Source organism: Solibacillus palustris (assembly GCF_022549215.1).
Classification (GTDB): Bacteria; Bacillota; Bacilli; order Bacillales_A; family Planococcaceae; genus Solibacillus; species Solibacillus daqui.
This window is the reverse complement of sequence record NZ_JAKZFC010000007.1, coordinates 96,119-118,516: the sequence shown is the minus strand read 5'-3', so window position 1 is coordinate 118,516 and position 22,398 is coordinate 96,119. Positions and strand designations below refer to the sequence as shown.

At 35.8% G+C, this 22,398-nt stretch carries 24 protein-coding genes and 1 pseudogene; 13 read left to right on the top strand and 12 right to left on the bottom strand.

The genetic code is table 11. The annotated features are described in order from the left end of the window. The first annotated feature begins 54 nt into the window (after positions 1–54). The 8 genes from LZ480_RS16060 (at position 55) to LZ480_RS16025 (ending at position 6,959) form a co-directional block, all read left to right on the top strand. The gene (locus LZ480_RS16060; protein ID WP_241370561.1) at positions 55–762 is read left to right on the top strand and encodes an alpha/beta hydrolase-fold protein; all 708 of its coding nucleotides are present in this window, start codon (positions 55–57) and stop codon (positions 760–762) included. Positions 763–1,092: 330 nt separating this feature from the next. Then, positions 1,093–1,788: an N-acetylmannosamine-6-phosphate 2-epimerase gene (locus LZ480_RS16055; protein WP_241370560.1), complete on the top strand. Its 696-nt coding sequence runs from the start codon at positions 1,093–1,095 to the stop codon at positions 1,786–1,788. Positions 1,789–1,835: 47 nt separating this feature from the next. Further along, positions 1,836–2,714 carry an ROK family protein gene (locus LZ480_RS16050; protein ID WP_241370559.1) on the top strand — a complete coding sequence of 293 codons (879 nt, stop codon included), beginning with the start codon at positions 1,836–1,838 and terminating at the stop codon, positions 2,712–2,714. A 17-nt stretch (positions 2,715–2,731) separates the two neighbouring features. Further along, positions 2,732–3,586, top strand: a complete 855-nt coding sequence (locus LZ480_RS16045) for a MurR/RpiR family transcriptional regulator (RefSeq protein ID WP_241370558.1) — start codon at positions 2,732–2,734, stop codon at positions 3,584–3,586. A 473-nt stretch (positions 3,587–4,059) separates the two neighbouring features. Then, on the top strand, positions 4,060–4,854 hold the full coding sequence (locus tag LZ480_RS16040) for a hypothetical protein (RefSeq protein ID WP_241370557.1): 795 nt from the start codon (positions 4,060–4,062) through the stop codon (positions 4,852–4,854). Continuing rightward, a complete protein-coding gene (locus LZ480_RS16035) occupies positions 4,851–5,408 on the top strand; it encodes a hypothetical protein (RefSeq protein ID WP_241370556.1) in 558 nt (185 codons plus the stop codon). Before LZ480_RS16040 ends, LZ480_RS16035 begins: the two co-directional genes overlap by 4 nt. Before the next feature lie 64 nt (positions 5,409–5,472). Next, positions 5,473–5,997 carry an AAA family ATPase gene (locus LZ480_RS16030; protein WP_241370555.1) on the top strand — a complete coding sequence of 175 codons (525 nt, stop codon included), beginning with the start codon at positions 5,473–5,475 and terminating at the stop codon, positions 5,995–5,997. 200 nt (positions 5,998–6,197) lie between these two features. Continuing rightward, positions 6,198–6,959, top strand: a complete 762-nt coding sequence (locus LZ480_RS16025; protein ID WP_241370554.1) for a glycosyltransferase — start codon at positions 6,198–6,200, stop codon at positions 6,957–6,959. Positions 6,960–7,116: 157 nt separating this feature from the next. Here LZ480_RS16025 and LZ480_RS16020 read toward each other — a convergent pair. Beyond that, positions 7,117–7,209, bottom strand: a pseudogene (locus LZ480_RS16020) (GNAT family N-acetyltransferase); the annotation flags it as partial. 64 nt (positions 7,210–7,273) lie between these two features. On the opposite strand from LZ480_RS16020, the gene LZ480_RS16015 reads away from it, so the two are divergent. Next, on the top strand, positions 7,274–8,752 hold the full coding sequence (locus LZ480_RS16015) for an amidase family protein (protein WP_241370553.1): 1,479 nt from the start codon (positions 7,274–7,276) through the stop codon (positions 8,750–8,752). 217 nt (positions 8,753–8,969) lie between these two features. Here LZ480_RS16015 and LZ480_RS16010 read toward each other — a convergent pair whose 3' ends face one another. The 4 genes from LZ480_RS16010 to LZ480_RS15995 all read right to left on the bottom strand — a co-directional run bounded on the left by LZ480_RS16010 (position 8,970) and on the right by LZ480_RS15995 (position 11,555). Continuing rightward, on the bottom strand, positions 8,970–9,923 hold the full coding sequence (locus LZ480_RS16010) for a methyl-accepting chemotaxis protein (protein WP_241370552.1): 954 nt from the start codon (positions 9,921–9,923) through the stop codon (positions 8,970–8,972). Positions 9,924–10,227: 304 nt separating this feature from the next. Further along, entirely contained in the window at positions 10,228–10,614 is a 387-nt protein-coding gene (locus LZ480_RS16005) for a hypothetical protein (protein ID WP_241370551.1), read from the bottom strand. Positions 10,615–10,780: 166 nt separating this feature from the next. Beyond that, a complete protein-coding gene (locus tag LZ480_RS16000) occupies positions 10,781–11,104 on the bottom strand; it encodes a hypothetical protein (protein ID WP_241370550.1) in 324 nt (107 codons plus the stop codon). A 208-nt stretch (positions 11,105–11,312) separates the two neighbouring features. Then, positions 11,313–11,555, bottom strand: a complete 243-nt coding sequence (locus tag LZ480_RS15995; protein ID WP_241370549.1) for a spore protein Tlp — start codon at positions 11,553–11,555, stop codon at positions 11,313–11,315. Between the two features lie 180 nt (positions 11,556–11,735). On the opposite strand from LZ480_RS15995, the gene LZ480_RS15990 reads away from it, so the two are divergent. The 3 genes from LZ480_RS15990 (at position 11,736) to LZ480_RS15980 (ending at position 14,167) form a co-directional block, all read left to right on the top strand. Then, positions 11,736–12,569, top strand: coding sequence for an aminoglycoside phosphotransferase family protein (locus LZ480_RS15990; protein ID WP_241370548.1), 834 nt, complete (start codon positions 11,736–11,738; stop codon positions 12,567–12,569). 98 nt (positions 12,570–12,667) lie between these two features. Next, entirely contained in the window at positions 12,668–13,429 is a 762-nt protein-coding gene (locus LZ480_RS15985) for a hypothetical protein (RefSeq protein ID WP_241370547.1), read from the top strand. Between the two features lie 81 nt (positions 13,430–13,510). Next, positions 13,511–14,167: an HAD family hydrolase gene (locus LZ480_RS15980; protein WP_241370627.1), complete on the top strand. Its 657-nt coding sequence runs from the start codon at positions 13,511–13,513 to the stop codon at positions 14,165–14,167. A gap of 114 nt (positions 14,168–14,281) precedes the next feature. Here the strand turns inward: LZ480_RS15980 and abc-f are convergent, their stop codons facing one another. The 6 genes from abc-f to LZ480_RS15950 form a co-directional block, all read right to left on the bottom strand. Beyond that, positions 14,282–15,742 carry a ribosomal protection-like ABC-F family protein gene (abc-f, locus tag LZ480_RS15975; protein WP_241370546.1) on the bottom strand — a complete coding sequence of 487 codons (1,461 nt, stop codon included), beginning with the start codon at positions 15,740–15,742 and terminating at the stop codon, positions 14,282–14,284. A 358-nt stretch (positions 15,743–16,100) separates the two neighbouring features. Next, entirely contained in the window at positions 16,101–17,486 is a 1,386-nt protein-coding gene (locus tag LZ480_RS15970; protein ID WP_241370545.1) for a HAMP domain-containing sensor histidine kinase, read from the bottom strand. Then, positions 17,483–18,157 carry a response regulator transcription factor gene (locus LZ480_RS15965; protein WP_241370544.1) on the bottom strand — a complete coding sequence of 225 codons (675 nt, stop codon included), beginning with the start codon at positions 18,155–18,157 and terminating at the stop codon, positions 17,483–17,485. Before LZ480_RS15965 ends, LZ480_RS15970 begins: the two co-directional genes overlap by 4 nt. Before the next feature lie 32 nt (positions 18,158–18,189). Beyond that, the gene (locus LZ480_RS15960) at positions 18,190–18,870 is read right to left on the bottom strand and encodes an ABC transporter ATP-binding protein (protein ID WP_241370543.1); all 681 of its coding nucleotides are present in this window, start codon (positions 18,868–18,870) and stop codon (positions 18,190–18,192) included. A gap of 1 nt (position 18,871) precedes the next feature. Next, positions 18,872–19,900 (bottom strand): ABC transporter permease, encoded by a 1,029-nt coding sequence (locus LZ480_RS15955; protein ID WP_241370542.1) that lies wholly within the window; start codon positions 19,898–19,900, stop codon positions 18,872–18,874. A gap of 147 nt (positions 19,901–20,047) precedes the next feature. Then, complete coding sequence (locus tag LZ480_RS15950) at positions 20,048–20,986, bottom strand: phosphotransferase (RefSeq protein ID WP_241370541.1); 939 nt, start codon at positions 20,984–20,986, stop codon at positions 20,048–20,050. 285 nt (positions 20,987–21,271) lie between these two features. On the opposite strand from LZ480_RS15950, the gene LZ480_RS15945 reads away from it, so the two are divergent. Beyond that, positions 21,272–21,820 (top strand): GNAT family N-acetyltransferase, encoded by a 549-nt coding sequence (locus LZ480_RS15945; protein WP_241370540.1) that lies wholly within the window; start codon positions 21,272–21,274, stop codon positions 21,818–21,820. A gap of 100 nt (positions 21,821–21,920) precedes the next feature. Here LZ480_RS15945 and LZ480_RS15940 read toward each other — a convergent pair whose 3' ends face one another. After that, positions 21,921–22,394 (bottom strand): GNAT family N-acetyltransferase, encoded by a 474-nt coding sequence (locus LZ480_RS15940; protein ID WP_241370539.1) that lies wholly within the window; start codon positions 22,392–22,394, stop codon positions 21,921–21,923. Positions 22,395–22,398 lie beyond the last annotated feature (4 nt).

Sequence of the window (22,398 nt, the reverse complement as noted above, 5' to 3'; positions counted from 1 at the left end):
GCACGCAGATAATGAATACGTATATTGCCACGCTGCTAGAAGGAGCTAAATGTAATGAATAAAAGTCATAGTGTGTTCAATAGTTTGCATTTAAATAAAGCGATAAATTATACAGTTCTCACGATGTGTAATGATATAAAAAATGCGTATATAGTATATGTTCAGGACGGATTTGACTATTTGGAATTGGGCAATTTAGAACAAGCTATGCTTCATTTAGTACGTGACAATCCTGAACTAGCACAGCACCTTGTATTTGTGTGCATTCATCCTGGAGATTCGTTTGAAAGATGGGCATCATTTAGTAGCAAGGGTGCGCTATTTTCGCACTATATTCGCTTTATGAACGACGAATTTATCCCCACTTTCGAGAAAAGTTTACAGGTTGAAGTGATTTTAAAAAGAGGGCTATTAGGAGATTCGTTGGCAGGTAATATTAGTTTAAATATTGCATTGGACAACCCGGATCGATGGACGCATTTAATGCTACAATCTCCTGCGGTGTCAATAGAGGATATAGGGCGAATAGGGAACCTGAATCTTTCGGGGTGGCATGTATATCAAACTGTTGGTATTTACGAAGACGAATTTATTACCCCCATGTCAAACGAAAAATTATATATTTTGACGAGAAACCGTCAATTGTATAAATGCTTTCTTTTACACAGTGCAAATGTGAACTATAAAGAAACGCAAGATGAACATCTCTGGCGTGTTTGGGAAAATGATTTATTAAATACATTAAGATTTTTTGTAAAGTAGGCTTCTATTTGGAGCTGTTTTTACCGGAAATTGTGTTCCTCAGCACTGATTTCGGAATTTCAATTTTCCAATTGTTAAAAATGTGTATTTAAATTATGCAAAATACAGTAGTTGTTTGTTTAGCCATAATAATTACGAGGAACATTAGATGGAGGTCAATTTGGCAATCGGCAACCTCAACAAATTAAGACAGCTCTATATATTGAATAAAATAACAGTCTTTTATTTTCATCGAAAATACGTAAGGCCGGGAGTAAAGCACCTGCTTTACTCCCGGCCTCTTTAAGAGACGCGGACGATGTAATATTTTTTACGTGGAGATGTATGTAAATGAATAATAAACAAAGAATTTTTAGTCGTATTCATGGACAATTAATCGTTTCATGTCAGGCGCTTCCAGAAGAACCCCTTCATAGCCCTTTTATTATGAGTAAAATGGCTTACGCTGCAATGCTTGGAGGAGCAAAGGGGATTCGAGCTAATAGTGTGGAAGATATTAAAGAAATGAAAAAGGTTGTTGAACTGCCGATTATTGGCATTATTAAGCAGGTGTATGAAGGGTCGGATGTATTTATAACACCGACAAATAAAGAAATTGAACTTCTTTACGTGGAAGGTGTAGATATTATTGCACTCGATGCAACGAAAAGGATTCGACCTGACGGAAAGACAATCAGTGAAGTATTCCCTGAAATTAGGGAAACGTATAAAGAGCAAATTTTTATGGCGGATTGTTCGACCTATGAAGAAGCGAAAGAGGCTTATGAATTAGGGTTTGATTGCTTAGGTACAACATTAAGCGGTTATACGGAATATACAATGGGGCAGCAATTACCCAATCTAGCGTTAATGGAAAAATTAGTACAGGATTTCCCGATCCCTGTCATTGCTGAAGGGGGAATTTGGACGCCGGAGCAACTGAAGCGCGTTTTCGAAGTAGGCGTTCATACAGCTGTCGTTGGCACAGCGATTACGAGACCTATGGAAATTACCAAAAGATTTATTTCTGCCATAAAAGATGAATAAAGAAGTTATTATTCTGCTAGAAAAGATAGATGTAGAGGATGACGAAAATGAAAATATTGGCAGCCGATATTGGCGGAACATCTATAAAAGTTGGCATCTCAAATAAAGAGGGTAAGATTGAATTATTGAAAGCGTTCGGCACGGAAAGTGAAAAAGGTGGAAAATATTTAGTTGAAAAACTAATTAAGATAATAAGTGAATACGAGGACTTTGATGCGATTGGCATTAGCACTGCTGGGCAGGTTAATAGTATAGAAGGTTCGATCATTTATGCGAACGACAATATTCCGTACTATACCGGCACAAAATTAAAGAAAATTTTAGAAAATCACTTTAAAGTTCCCGTTAAAGTTGAAAATGATGTATATGCAGCCGCTTTAGGAGAACTGCACTTTGGTGTTGCCAAGGAGTTTAATGATTTTTTATGTTTAACATATGGTACAGGTATTGGTGGTGCCATTGTAATGAATTCAAAACTATATAAAGGGAATAACGGTTTGGCGGCAATGTTTGGGCATATCATTACCCACCCTTTTGGAAATAAGTGTAACTGTAGCAAGGCAGGTTGCTATGAAACATATGCCTCGACAACCGCTTTAATTAAAAAAGCACAGGAAATACATCCTGACGTAATAAATGGTCGCCTATTTTTTGATCGATTAGCTGAGGGAGATAAAAGCCTCGCAAAAGTTCTTCATGATTGGGTTGAAGAAGTAGCATTAGGCCTCACATCCCTTATTCACATTTTTAACCCACCAGCAATTATTATCGGTGGCGGCGTAATGGAGCAGGAAAGTGTTGTCAATATGGTATCAAGTAAAGTTCGAGAGTTGACTATGGAGTGCTTTTCAGATGTGAAAATTATGAAAGCCTCCCTTGGCAATAAGGCCGGACTTCTTGGTGCAGTGTCACTTCATCAAAATTGAAAATAAAGGAGTTCAACATGGGAAACCAAGATATTTTTTCACTCATTCATTCAAGGTATAATTCATTCACGAACACAGAGAAAAAAGTGGCTGACTATATTCTTGAAAATATGAAAGACGTTATTTACATGTCCATAACGGATTTAGCAGACGCATGCAATGTAGGGGAATCCAGTGTTTTTAGATTTTGCAAAACGATGGATTTGAAAGGATACCAAGAATTTAAAATTGTTTTAGCACATAGCATTTCCCTTGATGACGAAACCCCACAACTATCCAGCGTTATTACTTTGCAAGACACGATTGGAGAGTTAGCTTCTAAAGCATTATCCTCAAATGTAAATGCACTAACAGAGACGTATAATTTAATGTCAGAAATTGATATTTCCGATGCCGTTGAAAGTATGGTACAAGCGGAAAGGATTCACTTTTTTGGGGTAGGTTCCTCCTTAATGACCGCAATGGAAGCGAAAAACAAGTTTATGAGGATTACGAATAAAACGGAATGCTCGATCGATTCACATCTTCAAGTAATGTCCGCTGCCTTAATGACAGAAAAAGATGTAGCGATCCTCATTTCCTATTCAGGTTCAACAAAAGATACGATCGAAGTGGCAAAAGTAGCAAAAGAACGCGGCGCAAAAATTATTTCCATTACAAGATTCGCAAAATCCCCTTTGACGAGCTTCTCGGACATTACTTTGCTTAGCGGTGCGAATGAAGGTCCACTTCAAGGGGGGAGTTTATCTGCAAAAATCGCGCAACTGTATCTTTTAGATCTTCTCTACTTTGAATATTTTAAACGAACGATTACGGAAGCAGTTCCCAACAAAGAACGAACTGCAAAGGCTGTTATTGAAAAAATGCTATAACGTAAAGATCTATAAAGTTATTTAATTAAACTGTTACGAAAAGTCAGGACCGTTTTGACTGATCGTAATAGTTTTAACTTGATACAGTAGAAGTCCCCCAGCGTAATATTACTGACAGTATAAATAAATGATGAGCATCTCAAGTAGGATCGAGTGATTCAACTAAGGAGATGCTTTTTTAGATGGTAAAAAATACACTTCCGATTGTCTTCAGTTCAATTTATGAACAATACTTAGTTAAAGAAAGACGCCTAACGATTGAATAGCAAAGCAAAAGAAAATATTGGTTGTATTGAAGACTGAAGATAGAAGGTTTATTTAATAAGTTTCATATTTTGTAATTGGAGTGTGAAGGGAAATACTTGATTTTTTAATGTATGGATAACGATGCCTAATTCCAATTTTTGTTATAAAATAAAATATACATAGTGTTGATTTTATTCAATTACAAATAACTGGATAGGGGGAGAAGGTTGAAAAAATTACTGGTGATTCTTGCTGTTGTGGGGCTTTTCCAATTTGCGAGCATTGTTTATTATGAATCAAAAATGCTGGAGAAACCGATTGTGATAGCTACTGAAGTCAATGGTGATACGAATCAAATTAACATCTCGTTTATTTCAAATTTGATGCGACCGAGTGAGTTGCAAACCATTGAAATTGATGGGATGCACTTCTATCCGGGGCATAATGATTGGTTTATGTATAATCCTTCAATGCAGCCAATTCAAGACCAAAGCTATGCCAAGTATGCGTATTATGCGATTTTTGCCCCAACCATTGGGCTACAAACGAAAGAATTAGCCAATCAATTAGCAAACGCAACAGAGGGAACATTGTATTTTACAGATGGCTATTCAGAGAAAGTCACGCTAACACATCGAAAAACAGCGCATAACGATTTCCTTGAATTTATCAGAAGCTCAGCTGGATCAAATGGCACGGAGGCACGCTATCGGCTACGTAAATCATTTACATTAACGGATGTGAACGTGGTGGGGGATAGGGTCGAACTGACAAGCTTCCAAATTAATAACAAGGAAGTGTCGCTACCTTTAGTGCAACCGATTGAATTAGATCGAAAAGATACGATTTTTCTTGCTACAACAGATGGTATGTCACGCTTTCAAATGGATCATTTTACAATTGACTTGGTTGGATTAGATGAATATAACAATGAAATCGTATTAACGCACAGCAATAGTTTAAATAGTCTTCCAAGTGCAGAGTGGGTAGAGGAAGTCGTGAAGGAGCGAGGGGAAAAATGAATTTTCATAGGCGTATCGTAATTAGTATGCTGTTTCTATTCATTGATTTTAATATAAATGGATTCGATATCATTCCGGATTTTATTGGCTATGTAATCGTGGCTTTTGCGTTTTCGAAGCTGACAGTTCCATACGCAGCGGTCGGCATGTATTGCGCGGTGCCATTGATGATAAATTCATTTGTCGAACTATTTCTACCAAAAACACAAGGGCTGTATTTATATGAGCCAGTCGCGTTCCCGATGCAAGTAGTGCAGATTGCCATCGGATTACTTTATATTTTCTATTTAGCCTGCATTTTTAGTGTGTCAAAAGAAATTGTACCAACGAAAAAAAGTATTTTTCCAAAGCTTTTTATTGGCCTGCATCTGTTGACACAGCTACTAATTTCAGTAGGCATTCACCTAAATATTAATGAGGTGGAAAATTATATTCCTATTTGGATCTTCATCTATCTACTTTTCTATGTCTTTTTCTTCGGCTTTTTATGGCGACGGGAATATATAGAGCTGGAGCTTCAACAGAAAAACAAACAACCCTTGCCGAGTAATTAGTTACGGGAGGTGTATAGTCTGGATTAGAATAAGCTATTGAAATAGCTATGAAAGGAGCAATACGATGTTCTTTATTCAAATGTCCGGTTTCCCAGGCTCGGGGAAGTCTACATTAGCACTAGAAATTGCCAATCGAACGGGCTGTATTATTGTAGACCATGATGTTACGAAAACGGCATTATTACAGTCGGTGGTTGAAGGCGAAATTGAAGAAAACGCTACCGGTAAAATTGCCTATAATATGGATTTTGCTTTAGTCGATTTTTATTTAGCACAGGGGAGAAGTGTCATTTTAGATAGCCCATGTTTATATAGTGAAATCATTGAGAGAGGTACTGCAATATCTCGCAAATTTGAAGTTAAATACAAATATATCGAATGTTATCTCAATGATTTTTCAGAGATAAATAGTCGTTTAACAAGTCGTCAAAAGCGATTAAGTCAAATTTCTGAGGTGAAATCCGTCGAGGCTTTTCATAATGCACTTAAGCATTGTAAAAAACCGCTGAATGACGATTTTCTTACGGTAAATAGCAAGGAGCCGTTAAATTCTTATATAAATCAAGTAATGGAATATATTTATAAGTAAACATGCAACAAAATTATTCAAAAGGAATTTTGCGTTTATTGAATAAATAGTATGCTTAAAGTTTTAGTTATTGACATATTTAAGAAAATATTAAATTTCTATAATTCATATAATTAATTAAGGTGAAATCATTAACTCTTGTTTGTTTCAATTTGCAGTTACGGAAAAAAAATTGTTTCATTTTAAGGGGGAAATATTGTATGGACGAAAAAGATAACTCTGCAAAAAATAAAAATAAAGAGGATATAAAAATTTCAATTATAATACCCGCCCTTAATGAAGAAAAGTACATTGGAAAATGCCTAGCATCGATTTCAAAAGCCTCGAAATTATTTGAAAATCAACTTGAAATCATTGTTGTGTTAAATCGATGTACAGACAGAACAGAAGAAATTGCAAAATCTTATAACTGTATTGTAATAAAGAATAACGATAAAAACCTATCTAAGATTAGGAACGCAGGTGTTGAAATAGCTAGAGGTGAAATCATCGTTACAATTGATGCAGATACACAGATGAACGAACTTTTGTTGTCTAAGGTAGAAGAGAACTTAATATCTGGAAAGTACATTGGCGGCGGAGTTACAGGGAAATTTGACAGAATGTCTTTAGGAATTTTTGTTTCAACTTTGTTATTAATTGGACCACTATTATTTAAATATGGTGCAATTTCTGTGGGAATCTTTTGGTGCTACAAAGAGGATTTCAAATCGATCAAGGGATTTAATGAACGTATGCTTATGGCAGAAGATGCAGATTTCGCTAAACGATTAAAAGAGTGGGGAAAAAAGAAGGGAAAAAAATACGGGACGATTCAAAATGGGATGATAACTTCAACTAGAAAGTTTGATAAACATGGAGACTGGATTTTACTTAAACGTCCGAAAATGATCTTAGCTTATCTAAAGGGAACAGACCAAAAATATGCAGATGAAGCATATTATGAAAATCAAGATAGATAAAAATAGTAATACCATAAGATTGTTTATAAGTTAAACTAAAGCTGATTTCAAGATGAGAGATAAAAAAAGGGAAACAGATTGTGAAATAATATACTTAACTAAACAGGAGCTTTAATCTAAGAAGGATTAAAGCTTTTTTGCTGAAGTAACAAACCCTTTATTCAAATACAACCATTTCTCCGACGTCTATAAATCCAAATCGCTTATAGATATTTTTCCAATCATCTGAAGCCTGTAATATAAAGGATTTCCCAACTCAACTATTGAATATATAAAGGATTAAAATACATAAAAATAAGGACTGGTTAACTAGAATGGAGATAACTTATAAAAGCTTTTTTAGGGAAGAACTGTCAGTAAAAGAGATTCAAGAAGCTATGGATAACGGAGAAATAACTTCAAAAGAATTAGTAATGTATTATTTGTATAGAATAGCAAAGTATGATCAGGATGGACCAAAAATTAATTCTATGCTTGAAATAAATTCTGAAGCGATATTTATTGCAGAAGCACTAGATAATGAAAGACAATTAAAAGGTGTAAGGGGACCTTTACATGGTATTCCAGTTGTACTCAAGGACAATATTGAAACGAATGATTTGATGCATACAAGTGCAGGAACAATTGCATTAGAAAATTATTTAGCTAATCACGATGCATTTCTTGTGGAAAAGCTCCGTGAAGCAGGTGCTGTTATATTAGGTAAGGCAAACATGACAGAATTAGCAAATGGAATGTCCAGTGAAATGTGGGCAGGGTACAGTTCTAGAGGAGGACAAACATTAAATCCATATGGTGATTCTAAACTTTTTGTTGGAGGCTCTAGTTCAGGGTCGGCAGTCGCAGTTGCTTCAAATTTTTCAATGTTATCTGTAGGAACCGAAACAGATGCATCAATTCTTAGTCCTGCAATTCAAAACTCGGTAGTCGGTATCAAGCCCACTGTTGGTTTAATTAGTCGAAGTGGTATAATTCCTTTTACATATTCTCAGGATACTGCAGGTCCCTTTGCTAGAACCGTTGAAGATGCAGCTATTTTATTAGGCGCATTAATAGGTATCGATAAGAAAGACGTTGCTACATATAAAAGTGAGGGTAGGTTACATCAAGATTATAAAAGTTATTTAATTCCAAATGGATTAAACGGTGCTAGGATTGGAATTTATAATAATGCTCCAAAAGAATATTATGAATCCGGTGAGTATGACGAACATTTATTTGAGAAAGCTATTCAAGTTATAATTGAACAAGGTGCAACCGTTATTGAAGACATCGAGATTCCTTCTTTCCATAGAAAATGGAATTGGGGTGTAACCTTATATGAATTAAAGCATAGTCTAGATAATTATCTTTCTAAATTGCCATCCCATATGCCGGTACATTCAATAATAGAATTGATTCAGTTTAATAAAAGTATAGAAGGCAAAGCATTGAAATATGGGCAGGACAAATTGGACAATAGAGTGAGATTTCCTAATACATTAAGAAATCCAGAGTATTTAAACGCAAAAATTGAAGACTTATATTTTTCTCAGGAACAAGGAATTGATTACGCATTGAAAAAATATGAATTAGATGCAATTCTTTTCCCTTCATATATTGGGTCTACAATTAGTGCTAAAGCTGGATATCCATCTATAGCTGTACCAGCTGGATATATGGAAAATGGAAGGCCATTTGGTATAACTTTTTCGGGCACTTCTTTTAGTGAAGAAGTTTTAATAAAATTTGCATTTGCATTTGAACAGGCAACCAAGTTCAGGAAGGCTCCAAAATTTGATGAAAAGTGTTAATATCTTATCCACGATATGGCGCGATTGTACAATAACACTTAGATTTTCAAACGACTTTACTGTTATTTTTTTTAGGATAGGTAAGTATCTTCAATAAAAATTAAACAACTATATTACTAACCCCGTCCTAAATTAGAACGGGGTAATTTTGTTTGAGCTTGTATAATTAAACAACTTTTTTTCATTTCACAGTTGTATGAATTAATATTGCTAAAAACTAGTTTTCAATTGAATATTGCTTCACCTTGTCAACCGCATTTAAAAGCTTGACGGTCACGATATCCGATTCTTCGATATGCTGCATCAGGATGGTATTCGTTTCGTCAAAAATAGAAGTTGAGCGCTTAAAATTATTAAGCACTTGTTCATTCGACTGCTTTTGTTTAGTAATTAAACTTAACAATGAGTGAATCTCAACTTGTACATTGTCAATCATGCCTAGTAAATGATCAATTTTTTCCGATGTTTCAGAGGTTGTTTTCATACCTTGTTCAACGATGTGCATATTGCGACTTGTATTTTCAGAAACCTTTTCAATTTGTAACTGCGTGTCCTTTGTTAGACTTACAATATTTTCAGCGCTCTGTTTTGTACTTTCCGCTAATTTTCTCACTTCGTCTGCTACAACAGCAAAGCCCTTGCCATGCTCTCCAGCACGTGCAGCCTCAATTGAAGCATTTAACGCCAGTAAGTTTGTTTGGTTTGAAATCGTACTAATGACCGTTACGATATCCTCAATTTCTTTTGAACGAATACTTAATTCGTTCATATTATGAGCCGTTTTTTTCGATTCTTGTCCTAATTCATCAATGATTGATTTGACGTCTGCTACGGCTTCGTGACTTTTTTGCGATACGTCCACCATCACATTTGATACCTCGATTAAATTACTGCTTTTATTTAGCGCATCAATAGAAATCTCATTGGATTGATGCGTACTTTGTTCTACCTGATTAAATTCCGCAAGAATATCCTTCACCATTGCACCCAATGTAAGATGTTGGCTATTTACTTTGTCATGCTGCTCAATCGCTAAAATGAGCTCTTTATGTAGTTCGTTTAAAAAAATCTGAAACGCATGATCTTTTTTATCTAATTTGGAATTTAAATCATCAATTTTTTGCTTAAATAAATCGATATCCTCTTTTTTTGATGTGAATATAGAAAGCATTGTCGTACCTCCATAAGATGAATTTACTATATATCTTTTTGGAAAAGTATAACATAAATTTCCTGTAATGAGCGGATGTATAGTTAATTCATTTGAAAAAATTGTGACGAAATTAAAGTAGTTCACAAATAAGCACTACTTTTTTTCTATAAATGCTATTTCTTATGTACGTATGTATTGAGCAAAATACACTAAAAAACTACGTCCATACGCTTAAAATTCGAAATTAAATAGAAAAACATACAACGCTTCTTTTCTCAGAAGGGCTGTATGTTTATGTATTCGATGCTTATCAAATTAGCAATTACTCATACCAAACTTCAAATTCAATTTCCTTTCCATTTTCAAAGATATGAATGGTTTCATATGCTTTATCTAATTTAAGGGCATAGACAATATCGTCAATTTCATCTGGTGTTTGATCGTCTTTTTGAGTGATTTGTACATTTAAAAGATTGTCCGATGGCTCTATCTCAACTGATACTGTGCCTGTCGCATTTAATAATAAATAACTCGTGCCGGTTTCGCTGTAAATAAACGAAGCAAATTTATCATCTTCTGTTATATCAACTAATGATTGCACGTCCTCATTGACATTTTCAACCTTGTCAATCGTTGGACCTTTTGCTTCTTTTTCACTACATGCCGCAAGTAATACTATGGTTGTAAGTACTAATAGCCATTTTTTCATTTTTGTCACCTACCTTAGCTTAACGCTACCATAACTCATGAAATACGTGCCACTATAAACGATTCAAAATCAAATAGAAAAAAGGCATATGAAATACAGTAATTTCATATGCCTAGGTGAATATTGGTTTAAAAATACTTCTAGACAATTCACTTATTGTGATAAATTAACCTCTAAATATGCTCATAATAGAACTGAATTGTTTGATCATATTAAGGCCATTATTAATTGTCCCCATATGACCCATAATCGTATTTAAATGATCGGGTCTTTCATTAGGACGTTGCATTGGCATTTGCTGATATGGCGAAAAAGGCTGCTGTCCCTGCCCATAACTATAGGGATTTTGCGGATACATTGGGTAATTAGAATTTCTTGGTGGTGTAAATGAATTTTGCATTGGATATCCAAATGGTTGTCTAGCAATAGGGGGAGGCCCAAATTGCTGTTGAGGCATTTGCATTCTATTTTGTCGCGAATAATATGTCACAGTGCTCACCTCCAATATAAAATAAATCTCAAAATAGTATATGTTGGCACGTTATTTCAACCTAGACGTTCAAAGGACTTTCATTATCTAAAAAATGCCGCGTAATTTTACGGCGATTCTTCTTTGTTTGAAGTGAAATAAAATAAGCCTTCTATCGGATGAATCTTAGGATAGAAGGCATACGTATCAATTTTGAAGGCAAATTCTGTTATTTAAATTCATTTTTTCGGGCTTTGAAAGCTTTTTCCTCCCTTATTTGCTTTTCCATTTGGGCAATTGACGATTTGCGGTGCGCATTTTTCTCCTCTAAATGTTCTAGTTCCTCGGGTGTTGCAAATTCCATGCTAATTTCAGCTTCTTGCATATTTTCCTTCGTATTATTTATCATTTTTCCTACACTAAGCCCATTTTTGGATGGCTTATTAAAGGTGTCGTGGCGGTCATTTTTCAAACTTTTTACCTCCTAAATGTTGAATTAGTTTCTTCATTAGTTTGTTTTTCTTTGTAGCATTTATGCAGATAAAATAATCTTCAATCAAATACTGTATATTAATCTCGCTTTTTAAATTTTGCAAAACAAATCGTAAATGTTAAAATATTCCTTTGAACTAAATGTAGAAAGGGAGAAGGCATGAGAGAAATAAAACTCTATGATATTACTAAAGGCTTTTCAAAGGATAAAAAATACGTCGCGGAGATGAACGGTGAAAAAGTAGTAGTGCGCTTGTTTGATAATCAGGAACGTAAAGAACGCGAATATGCGGTTATGGAAGAGGCCTATGGACGTGGTGTAAATTGCGCGAATCCGATTACGATTGAGACGGGCAAAATGGTGTCGTCTTTTATAGAAGGAATCGATGGGGAAGAAGCAATTCATACGCTATCCGCTCAGCAACAGTATGATCTTGGTGTTGCTGCAAGTGCGGACTTACGTAAAATTCATACGATTGAGGCGAATGAAAATACTTGGTATGAAGGTCAGGTTTCGAAATACCGCCGATACATAGCGCGTTATCAGGAACTGCCACTTAAAATTGAAGGGGATACGCAAATAATGCAGTTTATTGAAGAACGAATCCATTTGATGAAAGGCCGCCCAAGCGTATTACAGCACGATGATTTTCATTTACCGAATTTGATTGTGAATGATGGGCACTACAACGGCGTTATTGATTTCGGTAGATTTGATTACGGTGATCCAGTGCATGATTTTATTAAGCTTGGGATGTTTAGTGCGGAACTCAGTGTGCCGTTTTGCAAAGGTTTGCTTGAGGGCTATTATGGCGGTCAGCCGAGCGAAGCATTTTGGGAGTTATACGCGCTCTATTTAGCTATGGGTGTGTTTTCGGCCATTGTGTGGGGGCAGCTGATGGAGGATGGAGCGAATTTATTGCAGCATGCCAAACGTTTTACTGCCGACCATGATGGATTTACGCGCGTTGTACCGAGGTGGTATGAAGAATAAAATGGGACAAAGAGCTGATTGGAAGGAAGGGTAATTTAAATCATTTATTGAAAACTTCATTATATTTTTAAAAAGATCGCGAAAGGATTTAATTTACATTGAAAAAAGATATAAGTGCGATGTTATTGTTGAGTGCCGTCATGTTTTCAGGGTGTAATACAGATAATGGTGGAGATAACGTACAAAAACAAGATTTTAATGAAATATCAAGTGAACAACAAGTAACAAAAGAGGATATAATAGATGCCAAATTAATAGGATCATCTGAAAACAAAGAAGTAAAGCTATATGAAAAAGCAAATGGCGTAAAACTTGTTATGAATGGTAAGGTTAAAGATTTTAACTGGGAAAACCCTGGTGATACGGGCACTGACCCTCAAGTATTTTATAAAGATGTTACAGGCGATGGAGAGAAAGAAGCTGTTATTATTCTAAAGATAGGTAGCGGGACAGAGCTAAGTCTTTATGATATACATATCGTGGATAAGGATTTACATGAATTAAAGGTCCCAAGTTATGAGGAAATTGTTAGGAATCATATGGAGTCAAAAGTTGTAATAAAAGATGGAAATACATTAGGGATAACAGTGAAAGTACAAGGGGAAGAACATAATTTTGATTTTGCTATTGATCCACAAACAGATTTAAAGTTAGAGCAGGATGAACTTTATTTCGGTGGTCAAGTCACTTATTTTTTAGAAAATCAAAAGATAAAATTGAATTTTGTAGGATCTGTTGGAATATACGCTTCACCAACATATGTGGTTGATATTATAGTAACCTATGAATTCGATGACACTAAGAATGAATTTATTGTGAATCAACTAGATGTTAAACCTGTGCATAATAAGAAAGAATAAACATTTCATTGGATGAAGTAATGGACAAAGTAATAATCAAGAAATCAAAGGGAGGAAAGTTATTTGGGAAGATATAAAGCAATAATATTTGATTTAGATGATACCTTACTTGATAGGGATAAGGCAATAGTTCAAATGTTTTTAGTAATTTTAGAAAAATGTTATGAAGGCGTTCATCATTCATTCAAAAACGAAATGCTACAAAAGTTCAAAGAATACGATAAGAGCGTTTATGGTTACGGGGATAAAACCAAAATGATAGAATCATTTTTTGATGAATTCCCACCAAAACATCGATTGCCTAGCGATGACATTCAGGATTTTTGGAATAATAATTTCCCTAATTGTTTCTCGATTAGCCAAGATACCATAAAAATTATAAATACTCTAAAATCTCAAGTAAGCATTACAATTATAACAAATGGTGTAACTCAGAGACAGAAAGCTAAAATAATAAATACTAATTTAAATAGTTGTTTTGATATAATACTTATTTCTGAAGAAGTAGGATTTAGCAAACCCGACAGTCGCATATTCGAATTAGCATTGAATAAGCTTAATGTGCATCCAGAAGAAACTTTATTTGTTGGAGATGACCTAGAAAAGGATATAAGTGGTTGTCAAAAAGTAAATATAAAGGGTATATGGTTCAATCCTCATGGAATCGATAATAATACCGAAATCAAACCGTATGCCGAGATTAATTCTTTTGATAGACTATTTGATTTTTTGCAATAATGATAGTTGGTAAAGTTACTCAATATTTAAATGTAGGTACACAAGTGAAATGATCCATTTGTGTACCTAAACGGCAAAATTGCAAGTAGTTACCTTCTATTGCAAAACTACTATTTACTCTTCCTTCTCAAGCGATATTACCTTCGTAGCAACGGATTCTACGAACGTAATATCATGCTCGACAAATAACAACGTCGGCTTATAACGTGTAATCATTGCCTCGATTTGCTGCTGATTAAACACATCTAAGTAATTAAGTGGCTCATCCCATACATACAGTTCGGCAGGGGAGCCTAGTGATTTTGAGAATTCTACCTTCTTCTGCTGGCCATTACTCATATGTTCAATCGCGACATTAAACTCATCACGGCCAAAGCCTAAAATGCGTAAGTTAGTTAGAAATAATGTGTAATCAATATTGTGCGCATTAACAAAATCCTTGAGCATTCCAACATTGTCATGATGCTGCTGACGAATTGCACTTTGAGACAATCCATGAGGCATATAAACTTCTCCATGTACTTCGCCCGTAAATGTACCTTGTAAATACGATAAAAGGGACGTTTTTCCGCTACCATTAGGTCCAACGATTGCGACTTGGTCACCTTGTAGCACTTCAAATGTAAGTGGTTTGAACAGGGGCACTCCGTCATAACTTAATGAAAAATTCCTCACACGTAGCACCGGATTACGGTGGCTGAACTGACAGTTTATCGTTAAATCACTGACCGATTCAATATTCTTCAATAGCTTCGTTTTTTCCTCAATTTTTTCAGTAGTACGTTTTTCGATCGCTTTGGAACGTTTATTCATACGTTTCGCAATCGCATTCCCAAATGGGTCATTGCCAGACGGTTTTTCACGTTGTGCCGCCCAATCTGATTTTTCACGCGCCGTTTTTTGCAAGCGGTCAATTTCTGATTTTAGCGTGCGGTTTTGTTCAAGCTCAAACGCGTCTTGTAGCTGTTTTTGCTGTTCGTACGTAGTGAAATTTCCTTTATATAAAGCAATTTGACTTTTTTCAATTACTAATAGATGATCTACCACAGCATCAACAAATGCGCGGTCATGGCTAACGACGATGAAGCCTTTTTTCTTTTGTAAATACTTCGCAACAGTTTCGCGCGCTTTTCGGTCTAAATGATTTGTTGGTTCATCGAGAAGGGGAAAGCGGTGTTCCTCACAAAAGAGCGCAGCCAGTAATACCTTCGTTTGCTCACCGCCCGAAAGCTGTTCAAATGGTTGCCATAATAGTGCTTTATCAAGACCAAGCAACTGGCACTCACGCTCAAGCTTCCACAGCTCAACAGGCGTCACTTCATCAATCGCATAATACGTAATGTTGTTCGGATCACGAATTGTTTGTGGGAAATAAACAAATTCTTCATCGCTAAATATTTCACCGCGATACGATAATTTGTTCATAAGCATGTTTAATAATGTTGTTTTACCACGACCATTGCGACCTATTAAGCCGAGCTTCCAAGATGTATCCAGCGTTAAATTGACATCGTGAAATAACGCTTCATCTAATGTATCATAGCTAAAATGGACATGTTTGAATTCGATTGGCATATAGCATTCCTCCAAATAAATAGATACTGATTCTAAAAGTTTGAAAGTATACGCATTGACACCTTTGAAAAAAACGTGATGTATTTTTTCAAATAGGAGGATTAAATTGTATAGTGAATTGTTTAATGCCATAAAAAAATCCTTCTGAATAGTCAGAAGGATTAGTAAGTATACGTAAATAAGCCGAAAAAACGGCATTATAAAGGTATTATAAATGGGCAGACTAATCCTATTTTAAGTGAAAATGCGTATACATTTTACGTGTAAAATAGAATTATAATTTCATCGGCCATTCATCGTCCCTTCAAGTTAGATAGTGCTATTATGGCATGATTTTGGTGAAAATTCAAACATAATTTTACAAATAGTCATTCGCGTCATTTTGCGGAATCGTTACCGTAATTGTTGTGCCTGCACCGGTTGTACTTACTACATCAATGGTTCCGTTATGCAGCTGAACGATTTGTTGGGCGATCGCTAAGCCTAAGCCTGTCCCCTCAATTGTACGTGTTCGGGCAGAATCGACGCGGTAAAAGCGTTCGAAAATTCGCTGTTGCTCCTGTTCAGGAATCCCAATGCCGTTATCGTGAAAAATCACGGAAATTGCGTCTGAATCTTGCTGTAATTGAATGCCAATCATGCCAAATTCGTTTGTGTATTTAATCGCATTTGACAGTAAATTATCCCACACCATACTTAATAATTCGCTATCGCCGTAAATAGTTGTAGCAGGCAGGGAATAGCTAGCCATGAGATCCTTTTGTTGAAATTGCCATTGGTATTGATGAATCAGCTTTTGTAGCTGCTCGTCTAACGAATAGTTTTTGAACTTTACGGTACGTTCCTGCTGATCCAATGTCGTAAGTTGAAGCAATTGATTTGTTAACGTCGAGAGTCGATTAATTTCAGCATTGATCGATAGTGCATACTGTTCTTTAATGGTATGTTCGTTTTCGATTAATGTCATAAATCCTTTAATATTCGATAAAGGGGACTGGATATCATGCGAAATGTTCGAAATGAATTCCTTACGCTTTTCATCGACATATGACAGCTTTTTTGCCATTTGCATAAAGCTTTCCGATAGCTGACCCAATTCATCATTTCGATGATCCAGTTGAATTTTATAGTTTCCATCGGCAATTGACGATGTAGCTGCTTTCAATTTTTTAATTGGTTGAACGATAAATTTGGTACTGAGCAATACAAGAATTATGCTTAATAAAATCGTAAAAATAATGAGTGCTGCAAATAAATAATGCATTTCATTGAAAGCAATTTTAACATTCGGTCTTAAAAAGAAAGCATATGTTTCATTAGCATAGTGAAGGGGCACACCAATAGAATTTTTGAGCTCATTGGCAAAAAATCCAGTTACAAAAGTTTGTTGTGGAAATTCAGCAATGCCGTGAAAAATTTCACCGTTTAGCACTTTATCAATAGTTGTCTGGTCAAGGGCTGTATCGCGAAAAGGCTCGCCGAACATCTTGGTATTATTTTTGCTATCAATTAGCATTATGTGATAACCGGTCGCAGCACTATGCTGTAAGTAATTTGCTAATGGTAGCTCCGGATGCTTTTCAATGTATTGCACCATTTCAACTGCGAGCTCGGTTGTTTTCGCATCGTTTTTAGGCTTTAATGAAGATTGATAGTACAAATTAGAAATGAAAAATGCCGTTAAACTACTAAAAATCATAATAACGATCGTCGTGACGACAAATTTTGTATACAATGTTTTCATTTGCTTACCTCTATGGAATAGCCGACACCGCGCACCGTTTTGATGTGTAGATTAGGTGCTAATTGCAAAAGCCGTGCGCGCAAACGTTTAATATGCACATCAACCGTTCGTTCATCGCCAGCGAAATCAATATTCCATACTTCATCAATAATTTGTTCACGCGTCAAAACACGCCCATGATTTTTCACGAGATAGCTTAAGAGCTCAAATTCTTTCAATGGAAAGAGCAATGTTTGATCGCCAATTTGAATTTCATAGCGATTCGGGTGAATACTAAGCGGCCCAAGTCGTAAGGTATCAGTTGGGGTCGTGTCATATAGGCGCAATAATGCCTCCACGCGAAATTGTAATTCTTTCGGATCAACAGGCTTCACGACATAATCATCCGTACCAGCATGATAGCCTTGTTCCTTGTCCTCGATTTGCCCTTTGGCTGTAAGTAAAATTACGGGCAAATTATACAGTCTTCGAATTTCCTTTACAACGTCAATGCCGCTTAAATAGGGCATCATAACATCGACAATCGCCACATCAATAGGAACGGTTTTTAACGTTTCGAGCGCTTCAATGCCGTGCTGTGCCATTACAGTCGTATAGCCAATTTGCGAAAAATAAATGGAGATGACTTCCCGAACTTTCGGGTCGTCATCTACAATTAGGAGAGTTGTCATAGTTAAAACACCTCATCATATGAATTTGTACATTACGATTGCACAGGGGTTTGAATAATTTCTCCGTCCTGCATCGTTACAATGTTGTCTACAAAATGTAGCACTTCTTGGTCATGTGTGACAAGTAAAGTTGTTAAATTGAGCTCTTTTGTTAATGTTTGTAGCAATGCCATAATATCTTCTGTTTTTTTCGAATCAAGGCTCGCTGTCGGTTCATCGGCAAAAAGAATTTCAGGCTGATGAATTATGGCACGGGCAATGGCTACACGCTGCTTTTCACCACCAGAAAGGGAAGAAGGGTAGGCATTTTTACGATGGTCCATACCAACAAGCTGTAATACTCGCGTTACTTCGGCTTTATTGATCTTTTTATCGGCAACATCTAACATGAGTGTTAGCTGATCTTCCACTGTTAAAAAGGGAACAAGATGTGAAAACTGAAAGACAAAGCCGAATTTTTTGGCGCGAATGGCACGGATTTGTTCCGCGGATAATTTCGCTAAATCTTGGTTTTCAAATAAAATCTGTCCATCCGTTGCTTGTTGTAAACCAGCTGCAATCGTTAATAATGTACTTTTCCCAGAGCCTGATGCACCAACTAATGCTGTTAATTCGCCTTTATTTAACGATAAATCAATATTTTTTAAAATCACTTCTTCACGATCTTCAATGAAGAAGGATTTTTTAATTTGCTGTAATTTGAATGTCTCCACGTTACATCTCTCCTTGTTGAATCGCCTGAAGTGGCTGAATTTTTTTGATTTGTAAGCCCGATAAGGTAGCACCAATAAAGCCAATAATTAAGAAAATAGCTGCAAAAACTAAAGTCGTTTCAATTGTTAAATGGAACGGCATACCGTCTGGTGCAACTTGCTGGAACAGTTGACTTAAGCCGATTGATAAAGCAAGTGAAATCGCCGTAATAAATAGCATTTGCACCCACATCATGACGAATAATGTTTTCGTTTTGACACCAATCGCTTTTAAAATACCGAAGAGACTCGTTTTTTGAATGTTCATCATGTAGAAGAAAATAGCAAAGAGTAAGCCGCTAATGACAACTAAAAACCAAATAATCATGTTCAAGCTTAATTGCTCTGCAGAATAGCTTGGAATCGTGTTTAAAAATTCTTTATTCGTGTATGCAGTTAATCCATCAATTGAAGCCTCATCGCCAGGCATATAGATTAATTGTTTATCCAGTGTGCGATACATTTCGGCAAAATTATCTGGGTGAATAAAGGCTACGGCCGCGTGGTTAAATTTCGTTTGCTCTGAAAACCCAACGATTTTCCACTGTCCGCTATATTGATTGTTTGTTAAAATATCGCCCACTTTATAGCCATCTTCTTGTAACGATTTATCAACGATGATTTCACCGCTTTTGACTTGAGGGAACTGCTCAGAATCAGTTGACGTTGCAAATGCTACACTTTGTTGCTTGCCCTCTGCATTATAAAAAATCCCCATTTGAATTGACAGCGCCGTTGCATCATCATATTGCTTTAAAATGCTATCCTGCTGTTCAGGTGAAATGGCTGACAATGCATAATTATCTTCCGCATCCGTCGTCATATAAAAATGTCCATCCGGCATCTCTTTAATAAGTGCGGCATTGTCCTGTGATAGCCCGTTCGCTAATCCGGCAATCATAAATGTTAGGGTACTAATTAAAAAGACAATAGACCCGAAAATGAAAAATTTACTTTTATTTTTTTTCATTTCTTTAAATGCTAAGTTCATAGTAATACCTCCGTTAACTTGATGTACCTAGTATAAAAAATGAATATGAACGGAATATGAACGAGGGGGAGGAAATAAAAAAAGACCATTTCTTCGTAGTGGAAATGGCCTTTTTGGAATCATTTTTTTCAAGCATATTGCTGTGTTTTAATTGATCGACAAGATGTCTTTCGTTTGTTGTAGAAATAGTTTATGCTGCGCGATGTTGGCAATACCGCTATTGACGCGATCATAGCGAAATGCGCGGATAATTGAAAATAGATATGGGGCAAGATCGTTTTCTAATGATGCCCAAGGACGGAATTGCTGGTAGCCGCTTATAAATAATTGATATCTTTCCTCCGAAGAACTTTCGCCGTCATACGCTACATGCCAGCAACAATAAACGGCTGCTGCAATGCATTCATTTAATAATATTTCGTCACCAGCTAAATTAAAATCATAAATGCCGGTGATTTTATTATTTTCAAAAAGCATATTATAGTAACAAAAATCACCTTGTGTCGCAGCCTTCGGTAAAGTTGACCAATGCTGGCTTAATAAATTTCGGTGCGCGTTATACAGTTGCTCAATGGCTGAAAATGCTTCAAACTGCTGAAATGCTTCTTTAAAATCGAGAAAACTTAATTCATTTTCATCATAGTCCCCAATCGCCACTGTTGCATTGCCGCCAAACATCGACCACGAAGTTGCTTTATGTAAGGATAATTTATGTTTTAATGAAAAGGCATGTAATTTGCCAAGCATCGCACCAATTACTTCAATTTGCGCATCGTTTAGCTGCTGAATTTCAGCCCCGATGCCTTTTTGTTCAACTGTATAAACAAAACCATCTTTTTCTGTAGCGAAAGTTGAATCTGTTGTTTGGAGATAAGGTGATATTGGCAGCACAGTTTGCAGGCGATTCGCAAACTGACAAAAAGTCTCGACTTCCTGTAAAATTTGTTTTTCACCTTTTACAATGTACGTTTGCATTGGTGTGATGATTTCAAAAATGCGCTTTTCTTGATTGCGGATAATTGTATAGTCTTGGATAGTTATGTTCCATTTGTTTTCAATAAATGAATGTAGTTCTCGAAATTCCATGCAGTTTGTACACTCCTTGTAAAAAAATATTATAGTTCATCATATGAAGGGGGATTTCTGGAGATTCGTACATATCCACACAAAGCAGATATGTCGTAGCTCGCCTAAGCTTTACAAAAGCCGATTGGGAAAATCACTCCCAAGTTACGGTGGTGCGTTTATAGTATAACAATAAATGGTATATATTTACATAAGTGAATGATATGATAAACTAAATATCAATTTGTTAGTACAATAGAGAACCAATATTATTTGTATTTGAATTAATTTATAGGGGGGGATTACATGTTATCGATTCAGCAAATTGATGAGAAAAACTATCCTTTAGGGAAAAAAGTGATTTTTTCCTATCAATCAGAAAAGTATTTTAAAATTCACTCGGAAAATATAGGGCATCTGCAAACGTTTACGTTAACAGAAGATAAATTTGAGATTCCTTTTATAAAAGAACGGGAAGAAGAAATCTTTGAACCGTATAAAGAAGGTTCAGAAGTTTATTTGGCACAGTTTAACAACGAGGAAGCAGCAATTATGGTCATCCAGAAAATGGAGTGGAATAATACATTACTCATTCATGATTTATATGTGAACGAAGGATTTAAGCAAAAGGGCATTGGGAGAAGTTTAATTGAACTAGCGAAAAAGAGAGCAACAGAATTAGGCGTTAGAGCAATTGTATTAGAAACACAAACGTCTAATTATCCTGCGATTCAATTTTATTTAAAAAATGGCTTTCAGTTAGTAGGGTTTAATTTGATTTCCTATTCAAATGAAGATGTAAAAAATCATGAAGTTCGTATTGAAATGGGCTTTTTGTTCGAAAATCTTACTTAATTACTGAATTGAATTTGGGGAGTTAAAGAAAAACTCAGGTCGATATTCTCTTTTAATAGAAAACCGACCTTACCAGTTTGCTTAGTATTCTAAATTATTTTCATAATGAATATAGCTTCTTTTTAAAATCCACCCGCATATACGTTTTTTCATATGTCGCGCCATCTTCATTATAGTAGATGGCACTTTTTCCATATGGCTCACAAATAGCTACGTAGTGAAGTGTTGTCACAAGTTTTACCATTCTAGGGTTTTCAATCGGATCGACACTAACGAAAATTTCATCAAAGCAGCGTTCATATGCCAACTGCTCACGAAATTTGATGAGCGCATGACCAATACCTTGATGGCGAAATGTAGGCTTTACAAAAAGGTCACTCAGTTTCGGAATTAAAGGCCCATTCAATTTTAATAAGCCAAAGCCAACAAGCACATCTTCAACTTGTGCGACTGCTAAATAAGCTTGTTCGTCAAGCTGAAGTTGCAAGTAATTTAAAAATAGCGCTTCATTATTACGAATATGGCAGAGGGCATTTATGTCGTCACGATTTGCAAGTCGGATATGATATTTCATCGAA

Excerpts from the sequence above, each read along its gene's own strand:
- LZ480_RS16055 (WP_241370560.1), top strand. The coding sequence starts at position 1,093 with ATGAATAATAAACAAAGAATTTTTAGTCGTATTCATGGACAATTAATC.
- LZ480_RS16030 (WP_241370555.1), top strand. The coding sequence starts at position 5,473 with ATGTTCTTTATTCAAATGTCCGGTTTCCCAGGCTCGGGGAAGTCTACA.
- LZ480_RS16015 (WP_241370553.1), top strand. The coding sequence starts at position 7,274 with ATGGAGATAACTTATAAAAGCTTTTTTAGGGAAGAACTGTCAGTAAAA.
- LZ480_RS15990 (WP_241370548.1), top strand. The coding sequence starts at position 11,736 with ATGAGAGAAATAAAACTCTATGATATTACTAAAGGCTTTTCAAAGGAT.
- LZ480_RS15970 (WP_241370545.1), bottom strand. The coding sequence starts at position 17,486 with ATGAAAACATTGTATACAAAATTTGTCGTCACGACGATCGTTATTATG.
- LZ480_RS16060 (WP_241370561.1), top strand. The coding sequence starts at position 55 with ATGAATAAAAGTCATAGTGTGTTCAATAGTTTGCATTTAAATAAAGCG.
- LZ480_RS16005 (WP_241370551.1), bottom strand. The coding sequence starts at position 10,614 with ATGAAAAAATGGCTATTAGTACTTACAACCATAGTATTACTTGCGGCA.
- LZ480_RS15955 (WP_241370542.1), bottom strand. The coding sequence starts at position 19,900 with ATGAACTTAGCATTTAAAGAAATGAAAAAAAATAAAAGTAAATTTTTC.
- LZ480_RS16050 (WP_241370559.1), top strand. The coding sequence starts at position 1,836 with ATGAAAATATTGGCAGCCGATATTGGCGGAACATCTATAAAAGTTGGC.
- LZ480_RS16010 (WP_241370552.1), bottom strand. The coding sequence starts at position 9,923 with ATGCTTTCTATATTCACATCAAAAAAAGAGGATATCGATTTATTTAAG.
- LZ480_RS15950 (WP_241370541.1), bottom strand. The coding sequence starts at position 20,986 with ATGGAATTTCGAGAACTACATTCATTTATTGAAAACAAATGGAACATA.
- LZ480_RS16025 (WP_241370554.1), top strand. The coding sequence starts at position 6,198 with ATGGACGAAAAAGATAACTCTGCAAAAAATAAAAATAAAGAGGATATA.
- LZ480_RS15940 (WP_241370539.1), bottom strand. The coding sequence starts at position 22,394 with ATGAAATATCATATCCGACTTGCAAATCGTGACGACATAAATGCCCTC.
- abc-f (WP_241370546.1), bottom strand. The coding sequence starts at position 15,742 with ATGCCAATCGAATTCAAACATGTCCATTTTAGCTATGATACATTAGAT.
- LZ480_RS15965 (WP_241370544.1), bottom strand. The coding sequence starts at position 18,157 with ATGACAACTCTCCTAATTGTAGATGACGACCCGAAAGTTCGGGAAGTC.
- LZ480_RS15945 (WP_241370540.1), top strand. The coding sequence starts at position 21,272 with ATGTTATCGATTCAGCAAATTGATGAGAAAAACTATCCTTTAGGGAAA.
- LZ480_RS16035 (WP_241370556.1), top strand. The coding sequence starts at position 4,851 with ATGAATTTTCATAGGCGTATCGTAATTAGTATGCTGTTTCTATTCATT.
- LZ480_RS16045 (WP_241370558.1), top strand. The coding sequence starts at position 2,732 with ATGGGAAACCAAGATATTTTTTCACTCATTCATTCAAGGTATAATTCA.